We start from the raw sequence: 14,880 nt of genomic DNA, 5'->3' as shown, positions 1-14,880 counted from the left end.
TACGATTTACTCTTGATACAAGATATTGTGTACCGGCTTGAACGAACGCCTATGATGTGGGGTCACACCAAGTTTTTGCAGCGCTTCCCTGTGTTGTTTTGACGGATAGCCTGCGTTCTTCTCCCATCCATAGCCGGGATGCTGTTGCGCCAAATCCACCATCAGTTGATCGCGCCAGTTTTTGGCAATGATCGAAGCCGCCGCAATCGACACGGAATGCGCATCCCCTTTGACCACCGCCTGCGCCGGGATCGTCAAACCCCGCGGGATCATGTTTCCGTCGATCAGCAGATAGTCAGGCGGCGGATCCAGGGCCGCAACCGCACGTTCCATCGCCAGATGCGAGGCACGCAAGATGTTGTGTTCGTCAATCTCGGCAACCGAGGCTTCAGCTATCGCAAACTCGCCCCGGTCTCGCACCGCGATATCCAAAACAGCCCGTCGTTTCGCCGTCAGTTTCTTGGAATCATTCAGCCCCTCGGGAATATCTTCGGGGTTCAGGATCACGGCGGCGGCAACCACAGGCCCGGCCAATGGCCCACGGCCCACCTCATCCACACCGGCAATGCGTACATACCCTTGCGCCACTGCCGCCTGTTCAGTCGAATAATCTGGCGTTGTCATACCAACCGAAAACCGCGTTTCGCGCCCCACCGCAAGACAAAAAGAGAGGGCGGCTTGTGCCACCCTCTCCTACGCGGCGCTTCTGTGGCACCGCTCCTGCTCGAAAGTGATTACTTGTAAACGACGCGGTATCCCTTCTGGCGCAGGCATGCGGGTTCATATGCCCGATTCACCTTATTGCCGTTCCAGAAACCGACCTTGCACTCTTGCGGCAGGCTGTTGGCATGTTTGTAGTGCTTCTTGAGGCATTTCGGAGCCAGAAGCGGGTGATTGTTCGAATAGGCGCTAAACTTGCGCAGGCATTTCTGCGGCAGATCATATCGCGCGACGTGTTGCGGCAAGGGGCGCACTGGGTAACTGGGCTGGGCCACATAAGGCTGAGGCGTGTAGGTCTGATGACGCGTCGTCCGGTCCTTGCGTTTTTCCTTGTTGTAGTAATGGACCCCGGCACCAATGATCGCGATGGCGGCAAGGCCGCCAAGGATGTCCTTGGCATCCGCCGCGCGCGCCTGCGAGGCTGAGACGCCGGTGATGGTGATAGCGGTGGCAACGATAAGGGCGATGAACTTCCGGTGCATAATGCGTGTCCTTCCTGGTGTTTCGGGGCGATCCGGCACAGACCGCAAACGTGATGCCCCAACACTGGGTCCGCTCCCTTCAGACAAGCAATAACGGGCGGGTGTTATCCGATATCACCCCCCTCAAACCCCTTATGTTATTGAATATCGTGCAAACCCATGCGCAGGATGCAGCCTATGAAACCAATCCTCTCTTCTCTGGCCGTTGCGGCCCTGATATCGCTTGGTACTGCTGCGTCGGCAGAGTGCTATGCGGATTACAAGGCCAAGCAGGATAATCCACTGCGGCTGCATTACGGTGTGATGCAGGTTTCGGCCTGTGACAAAGGCCAGGCTCAGCAAGAAGCCTCAAAACGCCTCAGCGCATCGGGCTGGACATTGTTGAATGTCATGTCTGTCTTTGGGCCAGAAGGGTTGGATAAAAGGAAGGCCAATGCCGGACAATTCTATCTCCGTTACTGATACCCGGCGATCTGGCACAAGACTGGTCGGCGCAGGAATAGCGGCGATCATCCTGATTCTTGTCACGGCCGCCATCTTTCTGTTCTGGACACTACCGGACGCCAACGCCTTTAACGCGCGTGTCGAACGGCTGTTTGTCGAAAGCGATCTGACCTCGCAGACCGAAATCCGGCTGTTGGAGATTTTGGCCCAATCCGGCACCGCCTTTGCCGATACCCTGTCCAGCTATCGGATGGTGATTTTCGTGCTGCTGGTTTTTGCCAGCGCCATGCTTGTGACGGCGCTGGTCTTTCTGGTGATGCTGGTCATGCTAAACCGCCGGATGGCACAGATCGAACGCACGGGTATTCAGGTGACTTCGCTTCTGATCAGTCGTGAGGAAAACACAGTCTATCTGAATAATATGGACTTCAAGCTGACCCCAGCTGCGATGGAGACCCTGTCGGTCCTCGCCGAATCCCGACTGGATGACGAGGTCCTGTCCGGCGTTCAGATCGAAGCAGTGATTTCCGGCAAAAGCGCCGCCGATTGTGACGAAGCCGCTGGTGCGACGCGGATCAAAAGGTTGCGTGATGCCTTGGGCAATCAAATGGTCAGCGAATTGCTGGTCAAGAACATCGCCAAGAAAGGCTATATGTTGTCCATCGAGAAAGATGTGATCCAGATGGTCTGATCCAATCGGGCCGCACAGCTATCGTGCATTAAAAATGCCGAGGCTGCCCCTTGGAAAACCTCTTCGCAAGGCCCATCCTATAGGGACCCCGCGCCAGGGAGGATGAAGATGAACGTCCACGCCACAGCAAGACCAAAAGGCTATGGAATCTCGGTCGAACGGTTAGATGGTAAGATTGCGATTTACCGGGACCAGACCCTTTTAGCCGAAAGCAGCAACGCCAAAGTCATGTACGAAACACGGCTGCCGCCGACGATCTACATCCCGCGCGAAGACGTGCTGGTGGATCTCAGCGACGAAACTGAGCTGCAGACTTTTTGCCCCTTCAAGGGCACCGCGACCTATCACGACGTCATTCTTGACGGCGAACGACTTGCCAATTGCGTTTGGGCCTATGAAGAAGCCCTGCCCGAAAGCGCTGCCATTCAGGGGCATATCGGGTTCTTGCCCAATGCTTATTCCTGGATCGATTTGGGCGACAATCAGCTGCGGGAACCCCAAGACGGCAATATCAGCGGCCCCTTGATCGATTGGCTGATGCGTGGAGCGTCCGCCAACAACACGCCTGAGGCGTTCACCAAAGCGCTGGCCGAGAAAATGCTGGAACACGGGATTGCCATTCAACGCCTCAGCATTCTGACATGGTCCCTGCACCCTTTGATCGCCGGCAAACACTATATCTGGGAAAAGGGCGAGGCGGAGATCTCGACCAATGTTCCGACCTATGAAATCCACGACCACCCAGCCTATATCAACAGTCCGTTGCGCCATGTGTCGAACGGGCTGGGCGGTGTGCGTCAGCGGCTGAACGCGGAAAACCCCCACAACAGCTTTCCGATCATGGAAGACCTGCGGGAAAAAGGGGCAACAGACTATGTCGCCATGCCGTTGCCGTTCTCGGATGGGCGGACCAACGTTCTGACCCTGACCTGTGATCACCCGGACGGATTCACGACCGAAAACCTTGGGCTGGTGTTCGAATGTTCGCTGGTCATCGCCCGGTTCTATGAGGTTTTCATGCAGCGCGAAAACGCGCAGGTCCTGCTGGAAACCTATGTCGGCAAACGCTCGGGCGCGCGTGTTCTTGGGGGTGAAATCCGGCGTGGTGACGGCGATGAAATCGATGCTGCCATCATGTTCTGCGACCTCCGCAATTCGACCAGTCTTGAGGAACAGCTTGGGCGCGAGGCGTATATCAACCTGTTGAACGACTTTTTCGAAACCGTTTCTGGCATCGTGCATGAAAACGGCGGCGAGGTCCTGAAGTTCATAGGCGACGCTGTCCTTGCCGTGTTTCCGGCGGGCGAGGATGCAAAAGCCGCCCGCGATAATGCCCAGCGCAGCGCCATCGATATCGTCGAAAAACTGGGAGAGCTGCGCCAGTCAGGGTCCGATGCGCATTGCGATTGCTCTATCGGCGTTGCCTATGGGCGCGTGACCTACGGCAATGTCGGCTCGCGCGAACGGCTGGACTTTACCGTGATCGGACAAGCCGCGAATATAGCTGCGCGTCTGGGTGAATACGGAAAAACCAAAAACCACAGGATTGTCGTGTCTGCCGATATTTTGCCCGCCTGCGCCAACGCTCTGCCGCTTGGCGACGTCAAGCTGCATAACGTGTCGCAACCGGTCGAGTCATATGCTCTCAGAACTTCCGCGGATGCCGTTCTGAACGCTTGATTTGCGCGATCAGTTTGCATGTTTCAAAGCACTGAGTGTTGAGTTTCCAACACGCGTTCAGATCGTTCTATGCCTCACCCGCCGAGCAATATAAGCGCGGTCTGCGCCGGGGAAATGATGCTTTCAAGCTGGGCGATCTGACTGCGGGCAAGGAACTGATCTGTCAGCCGCCCGACTGCGGCCTCATCCTTGAACTGGGTCAGGTCGTCGGACCCGGTCAGCCCTGACAACCTGTCTTTGAATACTTCCAACTGTCTGTCGATGTTCAACTGGCCAAAGCTGGACGGCAACCCAAGTGCCGTCTCCATCATGCGCCGCAGCGGTGGCAGGCTCATCAAATCGAACCATTTGGTGTCTTTGCTGCCCGCCTTTTGCGCCAGATCACCCAGCGCATGCTGGGCATACAAAGCGATACGCATCGTTTCATCTGACTCGCCCACCGCGATTTCAAAACGCGACACGACATTGTCGTGCGCAATGTCCTCCATGTTGATGATCAGCCCGGTTTTGCGAACCTCGCCCGGCCCCAGCCCAAACGCCTCGGAAAATTGCCGATACCTTTTGTCGGACAGACGGTTGGATAGCGCATCCTGGGCTTTTGTTCCGTCGGACAGGATTTTCTGGATGAAATAGCGATTGTCCAGGTCAGACTCCAACCCAAAGGCGCCCAGCGCGACTTGCAACAACCGGCGGTCGGACACCAGATCCTCTGCCGTTTGGACCTTTTTGATGTTTTCCAGAAAGTACTCGCTGTCCCTTTTGTTGACGGAGGATGAGGAAAAGCTGTCGATCTGGGCGTCATATGTACGCTGCAGAAACCGCCAACCGACAATGCCGCCTGAAGGTATGACCGGCTGGAACGTCATTACTGGTAGGCCATCAGCCGCTCTTCGCGCGGCAGCAGCGCGCGAAGAGCCTTGAGGCACTTGTAAAATTGCTGGTCCAACAGCGCCTGGGTTGCCTCGGACAAAACCCGGCGACTGTCGGCGTCGGTAAAGACCTGGCTCAGCTCCTCGACTCGGCGCAACAATTGTTGGCGGGCCTGATCAGGTTCCATATCGCCAGACAGCACCAGCTGAGCGGCGTAGCAGACGCGTCGAACCGGCGTATTTACCTGATCCGGGTGAATCGCATCCCGCAGGCGCAATACGTTTGCCTCGGGCGTCATGATCGAAAACCGGCTGCGCCGGTCGCCATTTTCAACGACTACGCCATTGATCAAAACCCGCTCTTTCGGTGCCAATTTCAAAACCAATCCTGCCATCAGGTCGCCCCCATTTGGCGAAGGCCGCGCAGGACTGCCATGTTGATCTCTAACAAAAGTTCAACCGAGGCTTTGTTCCCTAGTACCTGACTGCTGTGCTGTTCGGTAAACTCGGCCAGATAGAATATCCGCGCACGCAGATCATTGGGCAGCGCATTGTCAGAGTCGGTGACACCACTGGCCAATACAGTCCACAGGCGTCGGTTTTCATGCAAAGCCTGCACAAATGCGCCGAAATCGGACTGCTGACGGGCCGCGGCGGCCTTGAGCCTGCGCGTGATTTTCGAAATCGCTTCGTATTCAGTGTCGCGCGGGGTACGCGTTGGCGCGGCGGTCTGTGCGTACGCACGTTGTGCAAGGGCTTGCGGTGTCACGTGAAATCCTTCCAGTAATCCGCCATTTGGCGGTTAGTATCGGGGCGCGTCACCGCGCCCCGACCATTGTCCTGTACTTAGCGGAACAGAGACAAAATCGATTGCGGTGCCTGATTGGCAATCGACAGCGACTGGGTAGCCAGCTGCTGCTGAACCTGAAGAGCCTGCAGGCGTGCCGAGGTCTCCTCCATATCCGCATCGACCAACGCGCCGATCCCGGATTTGAACGAGTCCGCCAGGTTCGAAATGAACTCTTTCTGCGTCTCGATCCGACCTTGCGAAGAACCAAAAGCGGCCGATGCGTCGATCGATGTGTCGATCAGCGTTTCGATTGTGGCCAACGCGGCCGTTGCCCCTGCACCGGTCGAAACATCGATGCCGGTCAACGCGCCAAGACCACCCGAACCCGCGTTCACGTACTGAGCCGAGAACGAGATGTCTGTGCCGGTCGCATTGGCAACGGATAAGGTGCCTGCCGTACCCGAGTCATAGTCGACCGTCAGACCCGAGATACCCAGCTCTTCAATCTTCGCCTTCAGGCCTATGGCAACAATATCACCTGTCGTCGCGGCAGCCGCATCCGTTGCAGAAACCGTGTAAGACACGACCTGATCGTCGATCGCCACGACAACTTTGTCACCAGCCGCAAACGCGCCACTGGATTCGTCTGTCACCAGGGCCGTTGCCGAAGTTGCACCGTTGTCAATCGTTGCACCCACGCGGTCGTTGCCGGTGGAAGATCCGGTCGATCCGTCAAAGACCTGAGCCGCCGTGTATCCACCGGTCGAAAGGTCCTGACCCGCAACAGTGATGGAAGACGCGGTTACGTTGCCTGCATTGTCCCGGTCAAGGGACGCGAGGATCGAAGCAGAACCGGCTGAGCCGTTGACCAGGTTGAGACCGTTGAATTGCGCGGCGTTCACCACCGAGTTGATCTGGTCCTTCAACGCGGTGACATCGTCGTTGATCTTGTCGCGATCAACGTTGTCTTCCTGTGCCGCAACGATCTTGCTTTTCATCTGAGACAGCAGATCAGTGACCGTTTCGGATGCGTTGCGCGCAACCGCCACGGTGGATTCACCCAGGGCCAAGCTGTCCTTGATCGCGTTAAAGCCTTTGACATCCGATTCCATGACCTTGGAAATCGCCCAGACGGCCGAGTTGTCTTTCGCAGTCGCAACGTCCTTACCCGTCGAGATCGCGTTCCGCGTTGCCCCAAGATCCTTGTTGACCGACTTGAGAGTTTGCAGCGCAACCATGGCGCCATTGTTTGTCAGAATGCTGGACATTAGCTTTCTTCCTTTTCCGTTCGGGCCATTTGCGCCCGTGCTCACCCCGCCACTGGTGCGGGCTTTGACGTCTTTCTGATCGGTGCGATCCGCCGTCGGGCTGTTCGCGCCACCTGATTTGTCCAGGTGCCCGAACACCTTTGACGTCGATCCCCTAACGGAGTGCTAAAGCGAGAAGGTCAGAAGCCTCGGATTTGAATCAAACCCGTATCTACGCCCGTTTTTCCAGCTTGGCTTGATGGCGGACGGAAAATTCGCTGCGCTGCCCGTCCGCACCATAGGTGGTGAATTCCTGCCGCACGCGCCGTAACTCGGCCATGCGGTTGGCCACTGCGCGAATCCCCTCGGCGGCACTGTTTAGTAACGCCTGGTTCCGCTCGACCTTTCTTTGCAGGCGGATCAGTTCATCACTATCAAAGACGTCAAGATCATTAATCGCACCGATCAGCTTTTCCTTTTCTGGAGCCGTATGATGCAGGCAATCCAGATCGCCCTGCACCAGCGCGTTTCGCTCAAGCTCAAGAACGTCTTCGAGTGATTTTACTAGGTCGGTTTCAGGCGTCTTTGGCATCGGTTTTCTCCATCATGGATTGGAACAGGATTTCGGACAGGCCAATGCCACCGGATCTGGCCAGCGCACGGGCCTGATGTTGAACAAGAAATGAGGCAAACTGATCTTCGCCTGCACCGCCGCCAAAGGATTGGCGCGCTTTGCCCAGCCCGGCCAATTTCAGCATCTCACTCAGAAACGCAGCCTCTAGTTCTATGGCCGCCTCCCGCAATTTCTGGGAATAGGCGGGGGGTTGAGAAGGGGAGAGAAGCGGGGAAACCTTCATTTCTTTCTCCAAAAATTGCATCGAACTTTTTCGATCAAAAGCGAAAGCAGTTAAAATAAACGTAACTTCCTGCAGGCAGGTTTCCGGTCACACAACCGGAGTCGGAGCAAAATGCCCAACCCTCTTTCAGTGATGTCATCCTCGCCAACCGCAACCGCAAAACCCCACGGGATCAATCCCGAGCAGGGGGATGAAAACGGCGCGACGTTTGAGGCCGTGCTCAATCAACACAAAGGTGAGAACAAGGAAGAAGCAGCCGCTCTTAAAGGCGCTGAACCTGAACAGGACGTCGACGTTGAAACGGACGAGGCTGTCTTGCTTGAAGATACAGAAGTGCCCGCTGATCCCAACCAGAGTGAGCGGACACCCCTTCTGGACACACGTCTTGAAGTGAGCACAAAACGCGACCCCGCCGAAACACCCGTGTCAGCTGCGTTACCCGACACGCGCAGTCCGAAAGTGCCTGAAACCGAGCAAACCGGCCAGGCCAATACGGTCGATAGACTGGATGCAGGCATCAATGATTCGCGCAAAGTTACCCCGGACTTTCAGCACAGCGCGGCATTGAGGACCGCGTCACAACCAATAGCAACGCGGGGAAAGGCGGACCTCGCGACTTCTGCGTTGCAACCTGTGGGCGTACCCCCGAAAGAGACCGCGGATCTGACCGTTCATACAGCGCGGCACCAGCGTGAAACGCAACATCCGCCGTTAAACAATCTTGCACCACCGCAAACGACCAACCCGGATCGCGCGCCGAGCATCGCCCAATTGCAGATGTTCGCGTCGGAAAAAACCCGTGCTCAGGCTGACGCGCCAACATTTCACGAGGTGGAAGACGTTCACTCCCTCAGGGCAGATTCGCCCGTTTCGGCGGGTCGGGATTCGGTATCTTCTACGCAAGTCATGGCACAGACTGCCCGGGCCGAGACAGCGCGCGCCGTCGCCGGGCAAATGGCTGCCGTCATCACCGCACAGCCGAAATCCGGTTCCGTTGAAATCGCGCTGAACCCCGAAGAACTGGGGCGGGTTTCCATCATGTTGAACGGCCGCGATGACGGATTGCATCTGACAATTTCCGCCGAGCGCCCGGAAACCCTGGAGATGATGCGGCGTCATTTGGCGGTGCTGGAGGAAGAGTTCAAAAATTTTGGCTTAGGTGATCTGTCATTTGACCTCGGGACATCCGAAGACGCCGACCAGAACCAGGCGAGCCATCAGGAAGGATCGCCCGCTGAGGCCGCGCAACTCCCCGATTCCTCTTCAAACGCGTCTCCCATTCCAAAAACCGGCCCCGTTGGCCGCATCGACATGAGGTTGTGAAATTGATTACCCCGACCCAACCCAACGCCCAACCGTCAGCCACAGCACAAACCCAAGACGCGCCAAAGCAAACAGGTCTGGCATCAGACTTTGAGACATTCCTAACAATGCTGACCGTACAGGCCCAGAATCAGGATCCTTTGAAACCGTTGGATGCCTCGGAATATGCATCGCAACTGGCGCAATTCTCAATGGTCGAACAACAGGTTCAGACAAATGATTTGCTGGAGACACTTGGGCAGGCGCTGGGTGGTGCAAATCTGGATAAACTCGGCAAATGGATCGGGATGGACGTGCGAGCGCCCACGGCTTTCCAATATGAGGGCGAGCCCGTGACGCTGTTTGCCACACCTGCACCTGAGGCTGACAAGGCGGTCATAGTCATCCGCGACAGTGACGGTGCCGTTGTCGATCGTGTGGCTGTTTCCACGACCGACAGTAAAACAGTTTGGACTGGTCAGGGAAGCGATGGGCAGCCTTTGGCGGCGGGAAGTTACTCGGCCACACTGGAAAGTTATGATGGTGACGAACTGTTATCGGCACAACTGGCAGAGACCTATGGCGAGGTTGTCGAAGCTCAGGTTACGGGCAATCAGGTTATGCTGACCCTCGAAAGCGGGCAGGTTGTCGCCGCCACGACGGTAACCGGGGTCAGAGCCGGAACTTGATCTGCCGGGCAGGACAGTTCAAACCTTGGCAGATTCGACTCGCTAACTGCATTGGTGAAACTCCTGCCTGCCCCAACCCACCCCCCTTCTGATCTGGTCAACGATCTGCGCGCCCGTGACTTTGTTCAGCCCGGCGCAGAATTTCATACGTTGTATGGCGGGCGAACAAATCAGGTCTGGAAAGTACTGGGTGGCAGCGGTGATAAGGTTCTGAAGTTGTATCGCGCAACACCGCGCAATCCACTGTTTCGCAACGATCCCGAACTCGAAGCGCAATGCCTGCGCGCCCTTGAGCCCACCGGATTTGTTCCCCGCCTGCGTGCGACCGGAACACATGATACAGGCCATTGGGTGTTCTACGATCACGCCCCCGGATCACCGTGGCAAGAAGGGCCTGAGAGTGTCGCCGGTTTGCTGCGTGAACTGCACAGGCTTGATGTTTCGGTCCAAGCACCGGATGGCTGCAACGGCAGCCGGGACCTGGCTGAACATGCCGAACGTATTCTTAGCGTCTGCACCTCTGATACACGCGCACGGCTCGTGCAGCTGCGCCCAAAAGGCCATGTGCCCGCGACCGCACACACATGCCTGATCCATGGCGATACCGTGGCCGGAAACATCCTTGTCGCGCCGACTGGCATAACCCTGATCGACTGGCAGTGCCCGGCTTGGGGCGATCCGTGCGAGGACATTGCGATGTTCCTGTCCCCGGCCATGCAACGGCTTTATCGGGGCGCACCCCTGAGCGTGACCGAGGAAGAGCGGTTTCTGACTGCTTATGGTCACGATGAAACTGTCGCGCGATACCGGGATTTGCGCCCGTGGTATGCATGGCGCATGGCTGCCTACTGTTTGTGGCGCATCGAAAACGGGGCTGCGGATTATGCCCAAACGCTCGAACTGGAAGTCGCCGCGCTTTAGAGCGATAGCCGATCCGCGATTGCCATCGCAGCATAGGCGGGCGGCATTAACGCGCGCCGCCAGAATCCAAGGGGAAACCGACCTGGCGGCTGTGCAATCGGCGCGGGCAACTCGGTCTGCTTATCCAAAACCACGCGGGCAAGGGCGCGTCCGCAATACGTCCCCATGGCAACGCCATTCCCGTGATAGGCAAAGGCAGTAAACATTCCGGGTTGATCGGGAACCGGCCCGACATAAGGCGTCAGCTTGCGCGACAGGCACACCATTCCGGACCACATATGGGTCACATCCACATCTTTCCATTCCGGAAACATGGCCTGAAAGTCCCGGCGCATTGTCTGGCGAATGGCGGCCTCAGCCCGAGGGGATGACCGCAGCCCTCCGCGCATGCCGAACAGGAACCTCCGATCAGGCATCAGGCGGAAATAGTGCAGCAGGTTTCGGGTGTCATAACACATCTGCTCCGAGGTCCACCCTTGCGCCTGCAACTCAGCGTCTGTCAGGGGCCGGGTCACCAGAACCGTGGATTGTGTGGGCATGTAGCGTCCCGACAACCAGGGCGGCATATCCTCGCTGGAGTATCCGTTCGTGCAAATCAGAACATTCGTGGCGCGGATTTGACCTGATCCGGATTCAATATCGAACCCGGCCTGAGTTCTCCTGATGGTTTCAACCGGCGATTTCTGGAAAACCTGTACGCCCCGCGCCTTGGCGGCACTTGCCAAACCAAACAGATACTTTCGAGGGTTAAGAGCGAAACCAACCGGATTTGTATATGCACCATGAAAGAAACCGCCCAGACCCAGGCGCTGCAGGTCACCAGAACCGTGCAAGACACCTGATGCTTCTGCGTTACGACGTAGCTTTTCCATCGCCCGCACCGAATGGGCCAGTTGGGTTTCCCCTTTCGAATGGGTATCGGCGTCGATCTGATGCTGTTCCAGCAAATCTGCGACAAGCTGAACAGCATCTTCTTCCGCTTGTTCGTAGGACTGCGCAGCCTCAACACCAAACCCACGGACCAAAGCCGCATGGCTCAGCTTGGACCCTCCGAGACAACAAAATCCTCCATTCCGGCCCGAGGCACCCCACCCCGGGGTTGCGGCCTCAAGAACCGCAACTTTCACACCTGCCTCGGCCAGATGCAGGGCTGCCGAAAGCCCCGTGAAGCCGCCGCCGACGATTGCGACGTCAACGTTCAGATCACCGTTATGGGTCGGCCAATCAGGTGCCGAAATTGTCTGATCCCACCAGCAGTTCTGACGGGGTCCAGGCCCATAGGTGTAGTCCGGAAAAAGACGTTTCATTCGGTGCGCGCAGCGGCAAGTTCATCCTGCTTTTGCCGAACCATTGCGCGTTTCGTCACCAGCGAGGCGGTGATGACGCCAACGGTAACAACTGCGATCATGATCGTGGACAAGGCATTGATCTCGGGGCTGACGCCCAGACGCACGGCCGAGAATATCTTGATCGGCAGCGTTGTCGCCGACGGGCCCGAGGTAAAGGACGCGATGACCAGATCGTCCAGCGACAAGGTAAATGCCAGCAACCATCCCGAAATCACCGCGGGCGCAATGATCGGCAGTGTCACAAGACGGAACGCTTGCGCTGGCGAACATCCCAGATCCAAAGCGGCCTCTTCCAGCGACTTGTCAAAGGTTACAAGGCGCGAGGATACGACGACCGACACAAAACACATCGAAAAGGTTGTGTGGGCCAGAACGATGGTCAGAATGCCCCGATCCAGTCCAATACCGATAAACAGCAGCAGCAGCGACAGACCGGTGATCACTTCGGGCATTACCAGAGGTGCATAAATCATTCCAGAAAACAGTGTCCTGCCAAAAAACCGCCCGCCTCGGACCAGAACATATGCGGCAGCGGTGCCAAGAACCGTGGCCAATGTGGATGAGAACACCGCAACCCGTATTGTCACCCAGGCCGCGTTCAGAAATGCCTCATTCTGGGCAAGCTCACCGTACCATTTGGTCGAGAACCCTGCCCATACTGTGACCAGCTTGCTTTCGTTAAAGCTGAAGATGATCAGGATAACCATCGGGATATAGAGGAACGCAAAGCCCAGTGTCAGAGACACCGCGTTGAACCAACTCAGCCTGTTCATTGCTCGGCCTCCGTCTGTTTCTGCTGGTTGCGCTGGAACAGCACAATCGGGATCACGAGGATAAGCAACAACACAACGGCAACGGCACTGGCCACCGGCCAATCGCGGTTTGAGAAGAACTCTTCCCACAGCACCTTGCCGATCATTAGCGTGCTGGACCCGCCTAACAGCGACGGGATCACGAATTCACCGATCACCGGGATCATCACCAGAAAACAGCCGGCAATGATGCCGGGGCGCGACAGCGGTATAGTCACCAGCCAGAACGCCTTCAGACGGGAACAGCCCAGATCTTCGGCTGCTTCGATCAGGGATTCATCCATGCGCTCCAACGACGAATAAATCGGCAGGATCATGAAGGGCAAATAGGTGTAGACGATACCGATGTAGACGGCAGTGTTGGTGTTCAAAATGGTCAGCGGGGTCGAAATGATACCCAGCCACAACAGAATCTGGTTCAGATAGCCTTCATTGCTGAGAATTCCCATCCACGCGTAAACGCGGATCAGGAACGAAGTCCAGAACGGCAGGATCACCAGCATCATCAGCGTCGGGCGCCATTCGGCTGGCGCACGAGCCATTCCATAGGCAATCGGATAACCCACCAGCAACGTCAGAACCGTCGAGATCAGAGCGATCTTGACGCTGGACAGGTAGGCTTTCCAGTAAAGGTCATCTTCGGTCAGCCAGACGAAGTTTTCGAAATCCAACTGGCTGAAAAAGTCGGTTATCCCAGACCAACCCTGCGACAGATCCAGTGTCGGCGTATATGGCGGGATCGCCAGTTCGACATCCGACAGCGAAATCTTCAGAACGATGAAAAACGGTATCAGAAACAGGGCCAGCAGCCAGACGTAAGGAACAGCGATCAGAAGGGCGCGGCGCATCAGTTTGCCAACAAAACCGCAGCCGTTGCCGTCCACGACAGCCAGACCGGGTCTTCCCATGTAAAGGATCGGCGCGAGATTCGGCGCGTGTTGGCCGATTGCGCCTTGATGATCGTGCCATTCGGCAGTTCCACGTAGTACGTGGACAAGTTGCCCAGATAGGCAATGTCAAGCACCTTACCCTGTACCGCATTGATGGCATCCGCCGGGCGGTCGGCCGAGATCGTCACCTTTTCGGGGCGGATCGCAAGATGGCAGCTTTGCCCGTTCGAGAATTCTGTCGACGAGGTTGCGGTCAGCGGCGATTGCCCCTCGGCCCAGTCGATTTGGTAGGCTTCATCGCCGTTCGCAGTCGCCCGGCCCTCGATGATATTCACATCCCCGATAAAGTCAGCGACATAGACTGAGTTGGGGTTTTCATAGATCCTGTCCGGCGTCGATACCTGCATCAGCTTGCCCTGATCCATCACGGCGACGCGGCTGGCAACAGTCATCGCCTCTTCCTGATCGTGGGTCACGATCACAAAGGTGGTGCCGGTCTTTTCCTGAATATCCATCAGCTCGAACTGAGTGTCCTGCCGCAGTTTTTTGTCCAGCGCACCCAAGGGTTCGTCTAGCAACAGCAGTTTTGGCGCTTTTGCCAGTGACCGTGCCAGCGCGACCCTCTGCCGTTGGCCACCCGAAATCTGGTGCGGTTTACGGCGGGCGAATTGCTCAAGCCGGGTCAGGCGCAACATCTCTTCCACGCGGTCTTCAAGATCCCGCTTGGGCATGTTGTCCCGGCGCAGACCGAAGGCGATGTTCTCCCAGATGCTAAGATGAGGAAACAGCGCATAAGACTGGAACATCATGTTCACAGCCCGCTTGTTTGGCGGGATCGGGTCGATGTCCTGCCCGCCCAGCATGATGTGCCCTTCGGTAGGCTTTTCAAACCCTGCCAGCATCCTCATCATGGTCGTCTTGCCGCAGCCGGATGGACCGAGCAAAGCAAAGAATTCCTGTTCAAATATGTCCAGTGACAGGTTGTCGATCGCCGTGAATCCGCCAAAACGTTTGGTCACATTCTGGAATTGGATCAATGGTTTCGCCTGTGGATCTTCCCACGGCGCAAAGACGTTTGTGTTCAAGGCGGCCCCCGTTCGACGGTCTGATTGAAAGGGCAAGGCGGTCGGGCCGCCT

Annotated in this window: 18 protein-coding genes; 6 read left to right on the top strand and 12 right to left on the bottom strand. The window is 56.9% G+C overall.

Going from position 1 to position 14,880, the window contains the following annotated elements; translation table 11 throughout:
- Nucleotides 1-6: 6 nt before the first annotated feature.
- Nucleotides 7-624 carry a ribonuclease HII gene (gene rnhB, locus AC2FIS_RS14695; RefSeq protein WP_496774082.1) on the bottom strand — a complete coding sequence of 206 codons (618 nt, stop codon included), beginning with the start codon at nucleotides 622-624 and terminating at the stop codon, nucleotides 7-9.
- 110 nt (nucleotides 625-734) lie between these two features.
- Complete coding sequence (locus AC2FIS_RS14690) at nucleotides 735-1,202, bottom strand: hypothetical protein (RefSeq protein WP_113791791.1); 468 nt, start codon at nucleotides 1,200-1,202, stop codon at nucleotides 735-737.
- 177 nt (nucleotides 1,203-1,379) lie between these two features.
- Between AC2FIS_RS14690 and AC2FIS_RS14685 the strand changes: the two genes are divergently transcribed.
- The 3 genes from AC2FIS_RS14685 (at nucleotide 1,380) to AC2FIS_RS14675 (ending at nucleotide 4,017) form a co-directional block, all read left to right on the top strand.
- On the top strand, nucleotides 1,380-1,664 hold the full coding sequence (locus tag AC2FIS_RS14685) for a hypothetical protein (RefSeq protein WP_058272591.1): 285 nt from the start codon (nucleotides 1,380-1,382) through the stop codon (nucleotides 1,662-1,664).
- Nucleotides 1,636-2,337 (top strand): winged helix-turn-helix domain-containing protein, encoded by a 702-nt coding sequence (locus AC2FIS_RS14680; protein WP_496721973.1) that lies wholly within the window; start codon nucleotides 1,636-1,638, stop codon nucleotides 2,335-2,337. Before AC2FIS_RS14685 ends, AC2FIS_RS14680 begins: the two co-directional genes overlap by 29 nt.
- 108 nt (nucleotides 2,338-2,445) lie before the next feature.
- Complete coding sequence (locus AC2FIS_RS14675; RefSeq protein ID WP_496774081.1) at nucleotides 2,446-4,017, top strand: DUF427 domain-containing protein; 1,572 nt, start codon at nucleotides 2,446-2,448, stop codon at nucleotides 4,015-4,017.
- 74 nt (nucleotides 4,018-4,091) lie between these two features.
- Here the strand turns inward: AC2FIS_RS14675 and AC2FIS_RS14670 are convergent, their stop codons facing one another.
- From AC2FIS_RS14670 to AC2FIS_RS14645, 6 genes are all read right to left on the bottom strand, one after another.
- Nucleotides 4,092-4,883: a DUF1217 domain-containing protein gene (locus AC2FIS_RS14670; RefSeq protein WP_496774080.1), complete on the bottom strand. Its 792-nt coding sequence runs from the start codon at nucleotides 4,881-4,883 to the stop codon at nucleotides 4,092-4,094.
- Nucleotides 4,883-5,281, bottom strand: a complete 399-nt coding sequence (flbT, locus tag AC2FIS_RS14665) for a flagellar biosynthesis repressor FlbT (RefSeq protein ID WP_109310643.1) — start codon at nucleotides 5,279-5,281, stop codon at nucleotides 4,883-4,885. Before flbT ends, AC2FIS_RS14670 begins: the two co-directional genes overlap by 1 nt.
- Nucleotides 5,281-5,655, bottom strand: coding sequence for a flagellar biosynthesis regulator FlaF (flaF, locus tag AC2FIS_RS14660; RefSeq protein WP_496774079.1), 375 nt, complete (start codon nucleotides 5,653-5,655; stop codon nucleotides 5,281-5,283). Before flaF ends, flbT begins: the two co-directional genes overlap by 1 nt.
- Before the next feature lie 77 nt (nucleotides 5,656-5,732).
- On the bottom strand, nucleotides 5,733-6,944 hold the full coding sequence (locus tag AC2FIS_RS14655) for a flagellin N-terminal helical domain-containing protein (protein WP_282120390.1): 1,212 nt from the start codon (nucleotides 6,942-6,944) through the stop codon (nucleotides 5,733-5,735).
- Nucleotides 6,945-7,155: 211 nt separating this feature from the next.
- Nucleotides 7,156-7,515: a flagellar biosynthesis protein FlgN gene (locus AC2FIS_RS14650; protein ID WP_496774077.1), complete on the bottom strand. Its 360-nt coding sequence runs from the start codon at nucleotides 7,513-7,515 to the stop codon at nucleotides 7,156-7,158.
- Nucleotides 7,499-7,780, bottom strand: coding sequence for a rod-binding protein (locus AC2FIS_RS14645; RefSeq protein ID WP_496774076.1), 282 nt, complete (start codon nucleotides 7,778-7,780; stop codon nucleotides 7,499-7,501). Before AC2FIS_RS14645 ends, AC2FIS_RS14650 begins: the two co-directional genes overlap by 17 nt.
- Before the next feature lie 111 nt (nucleotides 7,781-7,891).
- Between AC2FIS_RS14645 and AC2FIS_RS14640 the strand changes: the two genes are divergently transcribed.
- Genes AC2FIS_RS14640 through AC2FIS_RS14630 form a run of 3 tightly spaced genes read left to right on the top strand, consistent with a single transcriptional unit; the run spans nucleotide 7,892 to nucleotide 10,692 of the window.
- Entirely contained in the window at nucleotides 7,892-9,103 is a 1,212-nt protein-coding gene (locus AC2FIS_RS14640; protein WP_496774074.1) for a flagellar hook-length control protein FliK, read from the top strand.
- Complete coding sequence (locus tag AC2FIS_RS14635) at nucleotides 9,100-9,771, top strand: flagellar hook capping FlgD N-terminal domain-containing protein (RefSeq protein WP_496774073.1); 672 nt, start codon at nucleotides 9,100-9,102, stop codon at nucleotides 9,769-9,771. Before AC2FIS_RS14640 ends, AC2FIS_RS14635 begins: the two co-directional genes overlap by 4 nt.
- Before the next feature lie 54 nt (nucleotides 9,772-9,825).
- Nucleotides 9,826-10,692 carry a phosphotransferase family protein gene (locus AC2FIS_RS14630; protein WP_496774072.1) on the top strand — a complete coding sequence of 289 codons (867 nt, stop codon included), beginning with the start codon at nucleotides 9,826-9,828 and terminating at the stop codon, nucleotides 10,690-10,692.
- Here the strand turns inward: AC2FIS_RS14630 and AC2FIS_RS14625 are convergent.
- Genes AC2FIS_RS14625 through AC2FIS_RS14610 form a run of 4 tightly spaced genes read right to left on the bottom strand, consistent with a single transcriptional unit; the run spans nucleotide 10,689 to nucleotide 14,828 of the window.
- Nucleotides 10,689-11,999, bottom strand: coding sequence for an NAD(P)/FAD-dependent oxidoreductase (locus AC2FIS_RS14625; RefSeq protein WP_496774071.1), 1,311 nt, complete (start codon nucleotides 11,997-11,999; stop codon nucleotides 10,689-10,691). The two genes, AC2FIS_RS14630 and AC2FIS_RS14625, sit on opposite strands and share 4 nt — an antisense overlap.
- The gene (locus AC2FIS_RS14620; protein WP_058272596.1) at nucleotides 11,996-12,814 is read right to left on the bottom strand and encodes an ABC transporter permease; all 819 of its coding nucleotides are present in this window, start codon (nucleotides 12,812-12,814) and stop codon (nucleotides 11,996-11,998) included. The genes AC2FIS_RS14625 and AC2FIS_RS14620 overlap by 4 nt, the downstream gene beginning before the upstream one ends.
- Nucleotides 12,811-13,701 carry an ABC transporter permease subunit gene (locus AC2FIS_RS14615; RefSeq protein WP_108861206.1) on the bottom strand — a complete coding sequence of 297 codons (891 nt, stop codon included), beginning with the start codon at nucleotides 13,699-13,701 and terminating at the stop codon, nucleotides 12,811-12,813. Before AC2FIS_RS14615 ends, AC2FIS_RS14620 begins: the two co-directional genes overlap by 4 nt.
- Entirely contained in the window at nucleotides 13,701-14,828 is a 1,128-nt protein-coding gene (locus tag AC2FIS_RS14610; RefSeq protein WP_109310740.1) for an ABC transporter ATP-binding protein, read from the bottom strand. The genes AC2FIS_RS14615 and AC2FIS_RS14610 overlap by 1 nt, the downstream gene beginning before the upstream one ends.
- Nucleotides 14,829-14,880: the final 52 nt, after the last annotated feature.

The organism is Ruegeria sp. CDSB113 (assembly GCF_059611045.1).
Note: the sequence above shows the minus strand (reverse complement) of the source record. Positions and strands in the feature narration are given on the sequence as shown.